The organism is Brevibacterium jeotgali (assembly GCF_900169175.1).
Classification (GTDB): Bacteria; Actinomycetota; Actinomycetes; order Actinomycetales; family Brevibacteriaceae; genus Brevibacterium; species Brevibacterium jeotgali.
Genome location: NZ_FXZM01000016.1, coordinates 15,623 through 31,540 on the forward strand (window position 1 = coordinate 15,623; position 15,918 = coordinate 31,540).

Annotated in this window: 12 protein-coding genes and 1 tRNA gene; 5 read left to right on the top strand and 8 right to left on the bottom strand. The window is 71.3% G+C overall.

Features of this window, described 5'->3' with window-relative positions:
• Window positions 1-76: 76 nt before the first annotated feature.
• From BJEO58_RS13455 to eat, 4 genes are read right to left on the bottom strand one after another with little or no spacing between them, the layout of a single operon-like run.
• A complete protein-coding gene (locus tag BJEO58_RS13455) occupies window positions 77-1,450 on the bottom strand; it encodes an aldehyde dehydrogenase family protein (protein WP_101589985.1) in 1,374 nt (457 codons plus the stop codon).
• Window positions 1,447-2,394 (bottom strand): gamma-glutamyl-gamma-aminobutyrate hydrolase family protein, encoded by a 948-nt coding sequence (locus BJEO58_RS13460; RefSeq protein ID WP_246075901.1) that lies wholly within the window; start codon window positions 2,392-2,394, stop codon window positions 1,447-1,449. Before BJEO58_RS13460 ends, BJEO58_RS13455 begins: the two co-directional genes overlap by 4 nt.
• Complete coding sequence (locus BJEO58_RS13465) at window positions 2,375-3,823, bottom strand: glutamine synthetase family protein (protein ID WP_101589987.1); 1,449 nt, start codon at window positions 3,821-3,823, stop codon at window positions 2,375-2,377. Before BJEO58_RS13465 ends, BJEO58_RS13460 begins: the two co-directional genes overlap by 20 nt.
• Window positions 3,824-3,873: 50 nt before the next feature.
• Window positions 3,874-5,334 carry an ethanolamine permease gene (eat, locus tag BJEO58_RS13470; RefSeq protein ID WP_101589988.1) on the bottom strand — a complete coding sequence of 487 codons (1,461 nt, stop codon included), beginning with the start codon at window positions 5,332-5,334 and terminating at the stop codon, window positions 3,874-3,876.
• Between the two features lie 75 nt (window positions 5,335-5,409).
• On the opposite strand from eat, the gene BJEO58_RS13475 reads away from it, so the two are divergent.
• Together BJEO58_RS13475 and BJEO58_RS13485 are read left to right on the top strand one after the other, a co-directional pair.
• Entirely contained in the window at window positions 5,410-6,123 is a 714-nt protein-coding gene (locus BJEO58_RS13475; protein ID WP_101589989.1) for a FadR/GntR family transcriptional regulator, read from the top strand.
• Between the two features lie 333 nt (window positions 6,124-6,456).
• Window positions 6,457-7,809, top strand: coding sequence for an MFS transporter (locus tag BJEO58_RS13485; RefSeq protein ID WP_101589991.1), 1,353 nt, complete (start codon window positions 6,457-6,459; stop codon window positions 7,807-7,809).
• 105 nt (window positions 7,810-7,914) lie between these two features.
• On the opposite strand, the gene BJEO58_RS13490 is transcribed toward BJEO58_RS13485, so the two are convergent.
• A complete protein-coding gene (locus tag BJEO58_RS13490) occupies window positions 7,915-8,550 on the bottom strand; it encodes an isochorismatase family protein (protein ID WP_101589992.1) in 636 nt (211 codons plus the stop codon).
• Window positions 8,551-8,667: 117 nt separating this feature from the next.
• On the opposite strand from BJEO58_RS13490, the gene BJEO58_RS13495 reads away from it, so the two are divergent.
• Window positions 8,668-9,615 carry a GlxA family transcriptional regulator gene (locus BJEO58_RS13495; RefSeq protein WP_101590014.1) on the top strand — a complete coding sequence of 316 codons (948 nt, stop codon included), beginning with the start codon at window positions 8,668-8,670 and terminating at the stop codon, window positions 9,613-9,615.
• A 30-nt stretch (window positions 9,616-9,645) separates the two neighbouring features.
• Here BJEO58_RS13495 and selB read toward each other — a convergent pair whose 3' ends face one another.
• The 3 genes from selB to BJEO58_RS13510 all read right to left on the bottom strand — a co-directional run bounded on the left by selB (window position 9,646) and on the right by BJEO58_RS13510 (window position 13,257).
• A complete protein-coding gene (gene selB, locus BJEO58_RS13500) occupies window positions 9,646-11,628 on the bottom strand; it encodes a selenocysteine-specific translation elongation factor (RefSeq protein WP_101589993.1) in 1,983 nt (660 codons plus the stop codon).
• Window positions 11,625-13,136, bottom strand: a complete 1,512-nt coding sequence (locus BJEO58_RS13505; RefSeq protein WP_101589994.1) for an L-seryl-tRNA(Sec) selenium transferase — start codon at window positions 13,134-13,136, stop codon at window positions 11,625-11,627. Before BJEO58_RS13505 ends, selB begins: the two co-directional genes overlap by 4 nt.
• A gap of 26 nt (window positions 13,137-13,162) precedes the next feature.
• A tRNA-Sec gene (locus BJEO58_RS13510) sits at window positions 13,163-13,257 on the bottom strand.
• A gap of 82 nt (window positions 13,258-13,339) precedes the next feature.
• On the opposite strand from BJEO58_RS13510, the gene BJEO58_RS13515 reads away from it, so the two are divergent.
• Window positions 13,340-14,335: an alpha/beta fold hydrolase gene (locus BJEO58_RS13515; protein ID WP_101589995.1), complete on the top strand. Its 996-nt coding sequence runs from the start codon at window positions 13,340-13,342 to the stop codon at window positions 14,333-14,335.
• Entirely contained in the window at window positions 14,332-15,870 is a 1,539-nt protein-coding gene (locus BJEO58_RS13520) for a TIGR01777 family oxidoreductase (protein ID WP_101589996.1), read from the top strand. Before BJEO58_RS13515 ends, BJEO58_RS13520 begins: the two co-directional genes overlap by 4 nt.
• Window positions 15,871-15,918 lie beyond the last annotated feature (48 nt).

The following is a 15,918-nucleotide window of genomic DNA, read 5'->3' on the forward strand; positions in this document are numbered from 1 at the left end:
TCTCGTCGCACTGTGCGGTGTGCGGTGTGCGCTGTCGGCCTGAGTCGTGCACAGTGCGCTGGTCAGTCTCCGCGTGTCACCGAGCCGGCGAGTCGCCGATCGCGAAGAACACGTTCTTCGTCTCCGTGAACGCATCCACGGCGTCCGGTCCCAGCTCGCGGCCCAGACCGGACTGCTTGTAGCCGCCGAAGGGCGTCCAGTACCGCACGGACGCGTGCGAGTTCACCGACAGATTGCCGGCCTCCACCGCCCGGGACACCCTCATCGCCCGGTCCAGGTCCCGGGTCCAGATCGAGCCCGACAGCCCGTAGTCCGTGTCGTTGACGATCCGCAGGGCCTCCTCCTCCGTCTCGAACCGCACGACGGAGAGCACGGGGCCGAAGATCTCCTCCGTGAAGTCCCGGGCTGTGGTCGAGCCGGGGGTGAGGACGGTCGGTGGGAACCAGAACCCGGGCCCGTCCGGTGCGGTGCCGGTGAACGCCACCTCGCCCGACTCCACGTACGCCGCGACCGAATCCCGGTGCCCCACAGAGATCAGCGGACCCATGTCCGCCGCCGGATCCGACGGATCGGTGACCGTGTAGGCCCGGACCGCCGCCTCGAGACGCTCCATGAACGCGTCGTACACGTGCGACTGGACGAGCAGCCGCGACCGCGAACAGCAGTCCTGCCCCGCATTGTCGAACACCCCGCCCGGCGCCGAGGCCGCAGCGGCTTCGAGGTCTGCGTCACCGAACACGATGTTCGCGTTCTTGCCGCCGAGCTCCAGCGTGAGGTTCTTGATCTGGTCCGAGCAGCCGCGCATGATCCCGCGACCCACCTCTGTGGACCCCGTGAAGACGACCTTCCGCACGGCGGGGTGGGTGACGAACCGCTCCCCCACGACGGATCCCTTCCCGGGGACCACGGTGAGGACTCCCTCCGGCAGGCCGGCCTCCAGCGCCAGCTCCCCGATCCGCACCGCAGTGAGCGGCGTGAGTTCGGCGGGCTTCAGGACGACGGTGTTGCCAGCGGCCAGCGCGGGTGCGAACCCCCAGCCGGCGATCGGCATGGGGAAGTTCCAGGGCACGATGACGCCGACGACGCCCAGCGGCTCCTTGAACGTGAGGTCGACGCCGCCGTCCACGGGGATCTGGCGACCCGACAACCGCTCCGGCGCCGCCGCGTAGTACTCGACGACGTCGCGGACGTTGCCCGCCTCCCACGTGGCGTTGCCGATCGTGTGGCCCGCGTTCTTCACTTCGAGCTGCGCGAGTTCGTCGACGTGGTCGTCCAGGACGGCGGCGAACCGACGCAGGAGGCGCGCGCGGTCGCTCGGAGCGACACGACGCCACGTCGCGAAGGCGCGCTGCGCGCGCTCGATCGCGGCGTCCGTCCCTGCGAGGTCGGTGCGCTCGAGCTCGGCGATCGGCTCTGCTGTGGCGGGATTGAGGACAGTGGTCGTGGTCATGCGGAGGTTCCCTCCTGAGGATCGACGCGGGGTGAGCGGGACGGGGTGCCAGCGGGCACCTCGGCGGCGGACGCCGTGCCGTGGCCCGAGGTGTCGTGGCCCGAGGAGTCGCGGCTCGCGGTGGCGTGGCCTGAGGTGGCGTGGCCTGAGGTGGCGTTGCCCCGCGCAGCATGCGTCCGCGCAGCGTCGACGAAGGCGGCGACGACGCGGACGTCCACGGGGTTGTGCTCGGGATGCCACTGGACGGCGAGCAGCCACGGCTCATCCGTCGCGCCCTCGAGCACCTCGATGACTCCGTCGTCCGAGTGGGCGGTGACGGTGAGTCCGTCGCCCACCCGATCGACGGACTGGTGGTGATAGCACGGGGCGGTGATCGACTCCCCGACCACTGCCGCGATCCGGGAGCCCGGCGTCGTGCGAGCGATCATCTGTCCGTACTCACCGGGGGCGGGCTGGTAGCGGTCGGTGCCCAGGACCTCGGGCACGTGCTGATGGAGCGTGCCGCCCAGGGCGGCATTGACGACCTGGAGGCCGCGGCAGATTCCCAGTACCGGGAGGCCCCTGTCGCGGGCCGCGGCGAAGAGGGCGAACTCGTGGTCATCCCGCCAGGGCTGGGCCTGTGTGCGGGGATGGGGCTGCGCACCGTAGCGGTCCGGCCCCACGTCCGCCCCGCCGGTGAGGATGAGGCCGTCGAGCGCGTCCAGGACGGACGTGTCCGTGCCGTGCGGGGGCAGCAGGACCGGCACGGCTCCCGCGGTGACGACCATGCGGACGTACTCGGCGGGAAGGACGACGGCCTCCGTGCTCCACACGCCCCAGGCGGCGTCCTGCATATAGGTCGTGACGCCCACGAGCGGGCGGCGGTGCGCAGCGGCCGCACTGACCGCGGCATCCGCAGTGACCGCAGCGGCCGCAGCAGCGGGGTCAGAGGCGCTCGAAGCCACGGCGCAGCTCCCAGTCGGTGACGGTCGACTCGAACGACTGCAGCTCGACGTCCGCGGCATTCACGTAGTGGCGGACGACGTCGTCGCCGAACGCGTCCTTCGCCAGCTGCGAGTCCGCCAGCAGGTCGCGGGCTCCGCGCAGGGTCGTCGGCAGGCGCTCCGCGTCGCCCGTGTACGCGTTGCCCTCTGTGATGGGAGAGAGCTCCAGCTCGTTCTCGATGCCGTGGATGCCGGCCGCGATGAGTGCAGCCGTCGCGAGGTACGGGTTGAGGTCCGCACCGCCCACGCGGGCTTCGACGCGCAGCGACGGGCCGTGGCCCACGACGCGGAAGGCGCACGTGCGGTTGTCGAAGCCCCACGCGACGGCGGTGGGGGCGAACGACCCCTCCACGAAGCGCTTGTAGGAGTTGATGTTGGGCGCGAAGAAGTACGTGAACTCCTTCATCGCAGCGAGCTGACCCGCGATGAAGTGCTCCATCAGCTGCGAGAAGCCGTGGGGCCGGTCGCCGGCGAGGACGAACTCCCCTTCGGTGTCGCGCAGGCTCAGGTGGACGTGGCAGGAGCTGCCCTCCAGCTGGTTGTACTTCGCCATGAAGGTGATCGACTTCCCGTGCTGGGCTGCGATCTCCTTCGCCCCGTTCTTGTAGACGGAGTGGTTGTCGCACGTGCGGAGCGCGTCCGCGTACCGGAAGGTGATCTCGTGCTGACCGGGGTTGCACTCGCCCTTCGCACCTTCCACGTACATGCCGGCACCGGACATCGAATTGCGGATGTCGCGCAGCAGCGGCTCGACCCGGGCGGTGCCCAGCAGTGAGTAGTCGACGTTGTAGAGATTCGCGGGGACGACGTCGCGGTAGTCGGCCCGCTGGGCGTCCTCGTAGCTCGTGTCGAAGGTGATGAACTCGAGCTCCGTGCCCGCGAACGCCTCCAGGCCCATCGCACGCAGGCGCTCGACCTGACGGGCGAGGATCTGGCGCGGAGACGCGACCACGGGGGCGCCGTCCGTCCACGTGATGTCCGCGGTGACGAGCACCGTGCCCGGCTGCCACGGGATCCGCCTGATCGTCGCGAGGTCCGGCTTGAAGACGAGGTCCCCGTAGCCCGTCTCCCACGAGGACATCTCGTAGCCGTCGACCGTGTTCATGTCGACGTCGACGGCGAGCAGGTAGTTGCAGCCCTCCGTCCCGTGGTCCAGCGCATCCTCGAGGAAGAAGCGGGCTCCCAGCCTCTTCCCCTGGAGCCTGCCCTGGATGTCCGTCGCCGCGACGACGACCGTATCGATCTCGCCCGTGTCGACGAGATCGCTGAGCTCCTCGACGGTGAGGAAGGGCACGGGATTCGAGCCCGTCGCCACTCGCTGGCGATCCGTGTATCCGGTGGGGATCGGCAGATAGCCGTCCGATGAGCGAGCGGCATGGTGGGAATGCATGGTGTGGGCCCTTCGTCGCGGTGCGGGGATCGGATGGGGGACTGCGGGCATCAGGACAGCTCGTCCTCGGCGGCTGCGAGCTGGGCGAACTCCTCCTCCGGTGCGCTCGCGATGAGGCGGTGGCGGGAGTAGAACCAGAAGTACGCGATCGCCAGGACGAGCACGCCCGCTGCGATGCCGGCGGCCAGCACATCGACGACGAACGTGGCGACGACGGCGATGGCGGCGAGCACCAGCGCGATGGACGTCGTGGCGATGCCGCCGGGGGTGCGGTACCCGCGCTCCAGCCTGGGCTCCCTGATCCGCAGCATGATGTGCGACAGGTTGAGGAGCACGTAGGAGACGGTCGCGCCGAACACGGCGACGTTCAGCAGGATCCCGCCGTTGCCGCCGGTGGCGACGGCCAGGATGAAGCCGATCGTTCCGGGGACGATCAGTGCGATGTACGGCGTCTTGCGCTTGCCGGTCAGCGACAGGAAGCGCGGCAGGTAGCCCGCCCTCGACAGGGCGAACAGCTGGCGGGAGTAGGCGAAGATGATCGAGAAGAAGCTGGCGACCAGGCCGGCGAGACCCGCCCAGTTCACGAACGTCGCCAGTGCGGAGTTCTCGCCGTAGACGTGGCGGATGGCCTCCGGCAGCGGATTGTCGGATTCGCCCATCGCAGCCGCACCAGCGGTGCCGGGGACGATGAGGAGCATGAGTGCGCCGAACACCACGAGGATGCCCATCGCCGTCATGATGCCGCGGGGCATGTCCCGCTTGGGGTTGGCGGATTCCTCTGCGGCGAGCGGAACGCCCTCGATGGCGAGGAAGAACCAGATGCCGAACACCAGGCTGCCCAGCAGGCCGGGGATCCCGAACGGCAGGAAGGACGATGCGCCCGCCGCGTCCGTCGGGGCGATGTCGAAGAGGTTCGCCGTGTCGATGTGGCCGATCATGCCGAACACGAAGGCGAGGAGGGCGACGACCGCGACGGCAGTGATGACGAACATGAGCCGCAGCGCTTCGCCGACGCCCCAGATGTGGATGCCGACGAAGACGAGGTAGGCGACCAGATAGATGGTCCATGCGGGCACCGACTCCGGGAGGATGCCGAGCGCCTGGACGTAGCCCGCGATGAACGTGGAGATCGCGGCCGGTGCCATCGAATACTCGATGAGGATCGCCATGCCGGTCGTGAACCCGCCCAGTGGGCCGAGGGCACGCCGAGCGAAGCCGTAGCCCGCACCGGCGGTCGGGAGGGTGGAGGACATCTCCGCCAGGCCCAGTGTCATGCAGACGTACATGAGACCCATGAGGAGGAAGGCGATGAGGAGCCCTCCCCACCCGCCCTGCGCGAGCCCCAGGTTCCAGCCGGAGAAGTCGCCGCTGATCACATAGGCGACGCCGAGGCCCGCGAGCAGGATCCAGCCCGCAGCACCCTTCTTCAGTTGGCGGTGGGCGAGATAGTCGGAGCCCACCTCGCTGTATCCGATGTTCTTCGTGCTGCGGTTCGACAGGTCGCGTGCCATGCGCGCTCCTCGGGAGGATGAAGGTTAATGGTTCGGCAGTGAACCATTACTGGAGAAGACTGTAATGTGGCGCACATGACCCGTCAAGAGTTCTCGCCGGATTCGGCGGTGGCGACGAATGCGTTCGAGGAGACGCTCGCGAAGCTGCTGCGCGCACTGAGCATCGGCACCTACCTGGTGGGCGACAAGCTGCCGCCGGAACGCGACCTGGCGACCGCGCTGCGGGTTTCCCGGGCGACACTGCGCGTCGCCCTGCAGGAGCTCCGCGAAGCCGGAATCGTCAAGGTCTCACGTGGGCGCTACGGCGGCACGGAGGTCGTGCGCCTCCCCTCCGAGCACGCACCGGGCGCGGCACCGGTGAGCGACGAGGAGCTGGACGACGCCCTGCGGTTCCGCGAACTGCTGGAGCGCGAGGCCGCGCGGCTGGCCGCAGAGGCGGACATGAGCGCCGAGCAGCGGAGGCGCATCGACGAACTGCGGCGGACCTGCGCAGATGCCCCATTGGATCAATATCGGGCCTATGACTCCCGCTTCCACATCGCGATCGCAGAACTGGCGGGCATCCCCAGCCTCACCAGGGCGATCACGGAGAACAGAGCGCAGGTGAACGCGATGCTCGACCGGATCCCGATGATGGCGGCGAACCTCGACCACGCGAACGACCAGCACCACGCCCTCGTGGACTCGATCCTGAACGGTGACGCGGAGGCAGCAGCGGCACTGGCCGCAGACCACGCACGCGGGACGGAGACGATCCTCCGCGGCTTCCTCGAGCAGGAGGGGCGGTGATAGCGTCACCCCCATGTGTGCAGCTTCCGCAGCCTCCTGCGCCGTCACCCGGACGTCCCGCCCCGCGGCGGGACGCTCTCACTGACGTCGTCCTCCAGTCCGCGCGGTGCGACCGCGCGACCAGTCGATCCGCTGAGGATTCGACTCTCCTGAGGATCCACGCCACCTGAGGCGTCCGGCCGCTTCGTGATCAGACCGAAGCGGCTGTCCCATGCTGCTCGGTGACCCCTCGTCATTCCGGAGCACTCCGTGTCCTTCAGACACCATTCCTCACCTCGTACACCTGTCCCCCAGACCCCCTCCCCCACGCGTGCCCTCCTGCTGCTGTGCGCGATGTCCCTCCTCCAGTTCTTCATCGCCGTCGACGTCACCGTCGTGACCATCGCGCTGCCGACGATCGGCGACGACTTCGGCGTCAGCAGCGGATCACTCACGTGGGTGGTGATCGGCTACACGCTCACCGGCGGCGGCCTCATGATGCTCGGCGGCAGACTGAGTGATCTGCTGGGACGCCGTCGCACCCTGCTCATCGGCACGTCCCTGTTCGGCGCCGCATCGCTGCTGGCCGGACTGGCGCCGACGTTCACGACCCTCGTCGTCGCGCGCCTCCTCCAGGGCGCGGGCGAAGCGATCGCGCTGCCCGCAGCGATGTCCACCATCGTCCTGGCATTCCCCGAGGGCCCGCGCCGGTCACGCGCGCTCGCCGTCTGGGCCGCGGTCGCCAGCTGCGGCCTCGTGCTCGGATTCGTCCTGTCCGGCGTCCTCACCTCCCTGCTCGGGTGGCGGTGGATCTTCCTCGTCTCCGTGCCGTTCATCGCCGTCGTCATCGCGGCCGCTCCGCTGCTCGTGGACCGGGACCGTCCGAGCGCCCGCGGCAGGGAGCCGATCGACCTGGTCGGCGCTCTCCTGCTCACCGCCTGCCCCCTGCTCTTCACCTTCGGCGTGGTGGAGGCGGGCGAGCCGACCGTCCCGGCCTGGGTGACGCCGGCCGCGCTGGGCGCCTCCTTGCTCGCGGGGATCGGCTTCGTCCGCGTCGAATCGCGCGCACGGAACCCGCTGCTGCCGCTCCGACTGCTCGCACACCGAGGCCGCGTCACCGCGAATCTCACCACCATGCTGCTCAGCGGCGCGCTGTCGACCTCGTTCCTGCTGTTCACGTTCCATCTGCAGGATCGGCTGGGGCTGGGGCCGCTGCGGGCGGGCCTGACCATGCTGCCGCTGGCGATCGGACTCATCGCCCTGTCGCTCGTCGTGCCCCGGCTGCTGAATCGCTGGGGTGCGCGCATGTGCGTGTTCATCGGCCTGGGGTCGACAGCAGCGGCGATGGCCCTCATCGGCGTGCTCGCATCGGCCGAGGCGGGTCCGATGGCCATGCTCCTGCCGATGCTGCTCATCGCCGCCGGCATGTGCCTGGGCATCGTCGGCCTGCAGTACGTCGCGGTGAGTGGAGTCACCGATGACGACGCGGGGACCGCCTCAGGCGTGCAGCGCGCGGCCGATCAGCTGGGCGGCTCCGCAGGCGTCGCCGTCTGCGTGGGCATCGGCTTCTCGCCGTCGCTCCACTCCGGCGACCCGTTCGTCGTCGCAGCGGCGCTGGCCGGCGCGGGCCTGGTGGTCGGTGCGATCATCGCCGGCTGGCTGCCCGCGCAGTCGTCCTCGGCTGTCGCCGTGGACCAGGACGGCTGAGAAGACCGGCGCCGAGGTCCCGGTCGCCTGTCCGCGCCCGGACCTCGTCGTCCAGGACGCGCGATGCCCCCGACCGCAGGGTCGGGGGCATCGCACTCTGCGGGCTCAGGCCCCCGTGGCGGAGGCAGAGGCGGAGGCGGGCAGACTGCTGCCCTCGATGGCCTCACCCGATTCCAGTGCCTGCAGCCATGTCTTCGTGTCGGCGACAGCGGCGAAGTTGGAGTTCAGCAGGGTCATGAGGGTCTCGTGGACCTGCTGGGCCGGAACACTCCCCTGCGCGTTCGTGAGGTTGACCGCGCCGGTGGCGTCGGACAGGACCTCGACGTCCACGCCCAGGCGCTCGGCATCCGCCGCCGTTCCCAGGATGCAGTTGTTGGTCATGTAGCCGACGAGCGTGATCGTGTCGGCGCCGGTCTGACGCAGCCAGGCTTCGAGGTCGGTCTCCGGGAAGACGCTCGCGAGCGACTTCGTGGCACGCTTCCACCCGTCGTGCGCGCGCGCCTCCACATCCGCGTGGACCTTCTGCCCCTCCGATCCCTCGGCGAACACGGGGAAGCCCTCCGGGTACTGGTGCGCCACGACCGCGGTCGGCACTCCGGCCGGCTGGGCCGCTTCGAGGACGCGCACGATGTTCGCGAGCGACTCGTCGCGCGGCGGGTACTGGATGGCGAGAGGGCCCTCGGCATCGAAGTAGTCGTTCTGCACGTCGACGACGATGAGGGCGCGGCGGGGTGCGGCCATGGTGGTTCCTCCTGCTGTGGTGTGTGCTGTGGTGTGCTGCTGCCGCATCCAGCATCCCCCTGCCGGGGCGGGTACCGTGAGTGGCATGAATGCGCAGTATCGATGGAATCGGGCCACGTGAAGATCGCAGTCCACGTCTTCGACGGGATCTCCCTCTTCCACACGACCGCCCCCGTCACGGTCTTCAGGGAGGTGACGAGGCTGGGTCTCGCCGATGGGTGGGAGGTCGTGCTGTGGAGCGAGACCGGCGGCACCATCCGCACGGCAGAGGGGATCGAGCTCTCACCCGTCGAGGATCCGAGCGCGGCGCGGGACGCAGATCTCCTGGTCCTCCCGTCCTGGCACGAGGACCTGCGCCCCGCACCCGTCGCCCTCACGGACCTCGTCCGCAGGGCGCACAGCCGGAGCACCTCAGTGGTGGGGCTCTGCCTGGGTGCGTTCCCACTGGCGGAGACGGGCACTCTCGACGGCCGTGCAGCGGTCACCCACTGGTCGGCGACCGATGCCTTCGCCGACCGCTTCCCCGGAGTGATCGTGGAGCAGTCCGCTCTGTACATCGACCACGGAGACGTCCTCACGTCTGCCGGCACGGCCTCGGCCCTCGACGCCTGCCTGCATATCGTCCGCGAGCATCTGGGGGCTTCTGCGGCGTCGCGCATCGCCCGCCAGCTCGTCATCGCCCCGCACCGCGAGGGCGGACAGGCGCAGTACGTCGAACGCCCGCTGCCCTCGGAGGACGGGCACGGCATGCTCGGCGAGGTGATCGAGTGGGCACTCGCGCACCTCGACCGGCCCCTCGTCGTCGACGACCTGGCGGATCGGGCCCACATGAGCCGCCGGAACTTCACGCGCCGGTTCCAGGAGGTGACGGGCACCAGCCCCGCGTCATGGGTCCGGTCGAGGCGACTCGATCAGTCCCGCTCGCTGCTGGAGACCACGTCGTGGTCGATCGCCCGCATCGCGGGCGAGTGCGGCTTCGCACATCCGGTCACGTTCCGCCAGCGCTTCGTCGCGCAGTACGGCACGACGCCCACGTCCTACCGGAGGCGGTTCACGCAGGCGTGAGCGGCGATCGCCGTCACCGTTCGCCGCTCGTCATCCGCGGCGCCCGCTCTCCGTCCCCCGGACGACTTCCCGGTGCCCGGCGTCCAGACGCCGCGTCCAGCCGCGCGCATCCAGGTGCTCCAGCAGCGGGATCACGGTCCGCCGCGTCGTGTCCAGCGCTCGCCTCGCCTCGCTCGTCGTGAACGGCTGCGTGAGTCCCGACAGAACCCGCATCGCCTGTGCGGGCGCCGTCGGCCCCAGCAGAATACTGTCGCCCTGACCTGCGGTTCCCCCGCGCACACCCGCTCCCCCGCGCGCGTCCAGCCCACCCAGGCGGATGAGCCGCCCCTGCTTCTCCGCCGCCGCGAGCTCCCGCTGCCCCAGCTTCAGGCGGTCCAGATCACGGGACTCCGGCGCTCGGAACGGAGACCCCGCCCATTCCTTCTCGAGAACCTGGATCGCCGGTTCGGCCGCTCCCATGCCGCGCACCGCATCCGCAGAGCGGATCCGCCCGTCCTCGACGAGGAGTCCGGCCTTCCGCACGATGACAGACAACAGCGCCGAGGTCGCCCGCGCCGCCTGCTGTTTGTCCCCCTCGACACCGCCGAGGCCCGGGAGCGCCACGCGGTCGACGGCCGCCTTCCCCGTGAGCCCAGCCGACAGGGGATCCTCGGCGTGATCGGCGACGACCGCGTCCCGCAGTCTGCGCGCCCACGAGTCCACGCGCTCAGCATCGACCAGCAGATCCCGCACCCGCACGATCCCGTCGGGCAGCCCGGCCGGGTCCGGGTCACGGTCGTGAGAACCGCTCCGCCCCGATCCGTCACCCGACTCGTCCGGCACGGGAATGCCCAGGGAGGTGAGGACGGCGACCGGCACGGCGCCTCGGCGGCGGACTTCGTGGAGGAGGTCCCCGCCGGCACTCATCGCAGCGAGCGTCTCCGCCCGGCGGCGACCGTCGCCGCGCCGCGCCAGATCGGGCGGATCGACGTCCAGCACCTGCACTCCCGCGCGCACCGCCCGGCTGCCCGTCGACCGCAGCAGCATCCGATCGCCCACCGTGAGCGGCAGGGGACGGCTCAGTGTGAGGCGGGCGTGCTCGGCGCCCAGCGGTCGCAGCCTCGCCTGCACGGCGGCGGTGCCCACGTGCACCGCGAGTTCCCGCGGCGCGTCGTCGAAGCCCCCGCCGGTGCTCCTGCGCACGTCGACGGTGTCGCTGAGCGCCCACGCGCCCTGCGTGAGCAGCACGTCACCGCGCCCGAGCTCGTCCGCAGCGATCCCGCGCAGGTTCACCGCCGCTCGGGTCACGGGTCCGACCTCGGCGACCGCGGCGTCATGGCTCTGCAGACCCCTGATCGTCACCGTCCCCTGCGCCCTCTCACCCGCCAGGACGAACATGTCGTCGGGTCGCAGCATCCCGGCCCCGAGGGTGCCGGTCACGACGGTCCCCGCACCGGCGATGCTGAAGGCCCGGTCGATCCACATCCGCACGCGGGCGCCGGGGTCGGGCGACGGGGCCTCCGCGAGCACGCGATCGAGCGCCTCCCGCAATGCGTCGAGCCCCTCTCCCGTCCTGCCGGACACCGCGACCGCCTCCGCATCGGCGATGCCCGTAGCAGCCAGTTCGGTGCGGGACCGCGCGACGACCTCGGCGACGGCGTCCGGAGCGAGATCCGCCCGGGTCACGACGAGCAGGCCCCGCCGGATGCCCAGCGCCGCGATCGCGTCGCGGTGGTCGTCCGACTGCGGCATCCAGCCTTCGTCGGCGGCGACGACGAAGAGGACGATCGGGGCGGGCCCCACCCCGGCCAGCATGTTGCCGAGGAATCGCTCGTGTCCCGGCACGTCGACGAAGGAGACCTCGCGGCCGCTGGGCAGCGTCGTCCAGGCGAAGCCCAGGTCGATGGTGAGGCCGCGGCGCCTCTCCTCGTCCCACCGGTCCGGCTCGATGCCGGTGAGCGCGCGCACCAGCGTCGACTTGCCGTGGTCCACGTGCCCGGCCGTCGCGACGACGAACGACCCCGTCCGCGTCATCGCGGGTCTTGCTCCGGGGTCAGCGCCGCGAGCACGTCGACGACGGCGAGTGCGATGTCGCCGTCGCGGCCCTCCGGCACGCAGCGCAGGTCGATGAGACAGCGGCCCTCGTGCACTCGGCCCACGATCGCGGGGACACCGGTGCGCAGGGGCGCCGCCGCGGCCTCGGGGACGGCGAGTGCCCAACCGGGCAGATCGACTCCGGTGCCGCCGCCCCCGCCCACGCGGCCGGCGTGCTGCACGACGTGCGCGGTCGCGCCGTCGGCCTCCCGCTCGGGCGCGCCCGTCCCGGACCGCATCCGCTCCCTGCGCGCAGCCATCTGCGCATCGACCACGGCGGCGAGCCGTTCCGTGCGGAGTCGCAGGACCTCGGGAGCGAGGTGGAGTGCCTCGTGGACCGGCGGCTCACCCGCAGCGAGCGTGGCCTCGAGAGCGGCGAGGGTGAGCTTGTCGGCACGCACCGCCCTCGCCATCGGATGCCGGGACAGTGTCGCGATGACGTCCGCCCGGCCCAGCAGGATCCCGGCCTGGGGGCCTCCCAGCAGCTTGTCGCCGGATGCGATGACGACGTCCGCGCCGGCGGCGAGCGCCGTGGCGGCGTCCGGCTCGTCCGGCAGCAGCGACTCCGGCTCCAGCAGCCCGCTGCCGAGGTCCACGATGAGCGGCACGTCCCGCTCATGACACAGCGCCGCCAGGTCCGCGATCGACGACTCCGCGGTGAATCCGTCGATGCGGAAGTTGGAGCGGTGGACCTTGAGCACCGCACCGATGGGTGGCGACGCGACGGCGCGCAGGTAGGCGACACCGCCCGCGTCCGCGGACGCGTCCGACCGCTCGAACTCTCGTGAGTAGTCGGCCAGATGCGTCCGGTTCGTCGTACCGACCTCGGTGAGGACCACCCCCGCGGACTCGATGAGGTCGGACAGGCGGAAGCCCGCGCCGATCTCGACGAACTCGCCCCGGCTGATGAGGACGGACGCGTCCTGCGCGTAGGCGGTGGTCGCGAGCATGAGCGCGGCGGCGCCGTTGTTGACGACGAGGGCGTCCTCGGCGGCGGGACAGGCTGCGAGCAGGGATGCCCGGGCACCGGCACCCCGGCGGGAGCGAGCGCCGGAGACCAGGTCGAACTCGAGGTCCGTGTACCCGGCCGCATCGGCGAGCGCAGCACGCGCGGCCTCGGACAGGGGCGCCCTGCCCAGGTTCGTGTGGACGAGCACCCCCGTGGCGTTGAGGACCGGGGTCAACGACGAGGTGCGCTGGGTGCCGAGGGCGATGAGCAGCTCCGTCTCGACGGCCTCGGGCGCGATGGCACCGGTGCGGGCACGATCCTGCGTGGCGCGGATGAGCCCCTTGATGACGCCCTCTCCCAGGGAGGCCGCGGCGGCCGCCACCTGCGGCAGCGCCAGCAGCGCATCGGTGCGAGGGATGCGGCGGCGGGGATCGTCCGCGTCGCGAGCAGGATCCTGGCGGACGGGACTGCCGGTATGCGGACGGGGATCCTGCGCCACGGGCCCTCCTTCGGACGACAGAAGCTTGGCGGAGGCGGACGGGAATCGAACCCGCCAAGCCCAGATACTGAGCTTCGCCGGTTTTGAAGACCGGGACGACCACCAGGACGCGGACGCCTCCGCCCGCGAATCTATCAGGAGCGGGGTGACGGCAAGGAGCAAGCGGACTGTGACACATCCCCGCCTGCCCGTAGCATCGGGTCATGGCCCCCGGACCATCGCCCCTCCCCGCCGTGCCCCTCTCGGCCCTCCCCTCCGAGGCACGCCGCTACGAACCCTTCGTCCGTCGCGTCCCCGCGGGGACGCGGGTCCGGAGCGCCACGTGGCGGCATCGACGGTGGGACGTCCACGTCGAGGCGATCGGTGACGACGACGCGCCCGTCCGGGCCCTGCTCATCCACGGCGCCGGGGGCAATGCCGCGGCCATGCGTCCGTTCGCCGCTCACATCGCGGCTGCGCGCATGCAGGTGCTCATCGCCGACATGCCGGGCTACGGCCGCACTGCCCCGGCTCGGGACCCGGACGTGACGTACGGCGACTGGCAGGAGCTGCTCGTCGACCTCACCGCGCGGATCGCGGACCGACCGCTCATCGTCATCGGCGCGAGCATGGGCGGGATGCTCGCCTATGACACGGGGGCAGTGTCCCCGCACGTCGATGCGGTGGTCGCCACGTGCCTGCTCGACCTCTCCGACGTCGCCGTCCTCCGCCGCGTGTCCCGGTGGCCGCTGCTCGCCCCCGCGGTCCCCGCGTCACTCGCCCTCGCCCGAGGCCCGCTCGCCTCCACGTTCCTCCCCCTCACCGCGATCGCCCCGATGGAGCTCATCGCCAACGACCCTGGCCTCACGGAGGCCGTCGCCGCGGACCCGCGGGGCGGCGCCGGTGCGATGCCCCTGGGCTGGTTCCGCACGCTCGTGGCAGGCGGCCCGGTCATCGCGCCGGAGCGGTACTCCGGCCCGCCCGTCACCCTCGTCCACCCGGCTGAGGACCGCTGGACGCCCGCCGAGGTGTCCCTCGCCTTCCACTCCCGCCTCCCGGGGGACGCGCACGCCGCGCACCTGTTGGAGGGCAGCGGCCACTTCCCCGTCGAGGAACCCGGCTTCAGCAGGCTGCTGGAGGTGCTCGCAGAAACGGCGGAGGACGTCACCGCGCAGACCGATCGTCGATCCAGCCTCCCCTCTCGAGAGGACCGCCCATGACCCGCTTCCACTCCCACGAGACGATCGCCGCACCGCTCGATCAGGTGGTCCGCTGGCACTCCCTGCCCGGCGCCGTCACCCGACTCTCACCCCACTGGGCGCAGACCGTCGTGGACGAAGGCGACCCGAAGGTCCCCGGCACCCGCACGTCGATGAAGATCGCGGTGCCCGGGACGCGGGGATCCGTCCGCGTCCCCTGGAAGGCGGAGCACTTCGAGCTGGACGACTCCGACATCACGCCGCTCACCCAGACCGGTGGGAGCGCCTTCGGGTTCGGCGACCTCATGGTCGATTCGCCTCTGGCCCTCCTGCGCTCATGGGAGCACCGGCACGTCTTCCGCTCCGCCGGGGACACTGCCACCTCGGTCGAGGACGATGTCACCGTCGAGTTGCCCCGCGCCTCCCTGCTCTCGCGCACGGAGCTGGGCTCCCGCATCGGATCGGGCCTCTCCCGCCTGCCCGGCGCGCGCATGCCGGAGACCGCGCTCCTCAGCACCCTGCGCGACACCTTCGATGCGCGCACCGCCCGGCTGACCAGGGAGTTCGCCTTCCTCCGCACGATCGAGGCCCCGCTCGTGGGCGACGGGCGGTCGCTGCGGATCCTCGTGTCCGGCGCGTCGGGGCTCGTCGGCACGCAGCTGTGCGCTCTGCTCACGACCGCGGGCCACACCGTGCGTCGGCTGGTCCGGCACGAACCTGAGAGCGGCATGTCCTCCTCGTCCGGCGGCGGGGAGCGCCCCGACCAGGAATCGCGCTGGGACCCGCAGGCCGGCTACCTGCTGCGTGAGGACCTCGCGTGGGCCGACGTCGTCGTCTGCCTGTCCGGCCGCAGCATCGGCGGTCGCCTGACCGACCGCGCGAAGCAGGAGATCCTCACCTCCCGCATCGACACCACGCGCCTCCTCGCGGCGACGATCGCCGCACTGCCCGAGCAGGATCGCCCCGAAGCCTTCGTCTGCGCATCGGCCGTCGGCTACTACGGCACGGACCGCCGCACTCCCGCCGACGAGGCCGCTCCGGCCGGTGACGGTCTCCTCGCCGAGGTCTGCCGTGCCTGGGAGGCCGAGGCCGCCGCCGTCGAATCCGCAGGCGTCCGCCGCGTGTCCGTTCGCACCGGTCTCGTCATGAGCGGCCTGGGCGGACTGCTCGCACTCCAGCTCCCGCTGTACCTCGCCGGTGGGGGCGGCCGCCTGGGATCCGGCGAGCAGTGGTTCCCCTGGATCAGCCACGACGACCTGGTGCGGGTCTACGCCCGGGCGATCGTCGATTCCTCGCTCGCAGGACCGGTCAACGCCGTGGCCCCCGGGATCGTGCGGCAGAAGCAGTTCGCGAAGGCGGTGGGCTCCCACGTCCACCGCCCCACGATCGTCCCGGTCCCCCGGATCGGACCCGCCCTCCTCCTGGGCGAGGACGGAGCCGATGAGCTCGCACTCGCCGGCCAGCACGCGGTGCCGACCGCGCTGGAACGGGCGGGGTTCGACTTCGCCCACCCGGACCTCGGCGCCTGCCTCGACGAGGAGCTGGGACCTCGATAGCGGCGGGTGCTCCACACGCGGCGGCGCAGCGGCGCAGCGGCCCGACGT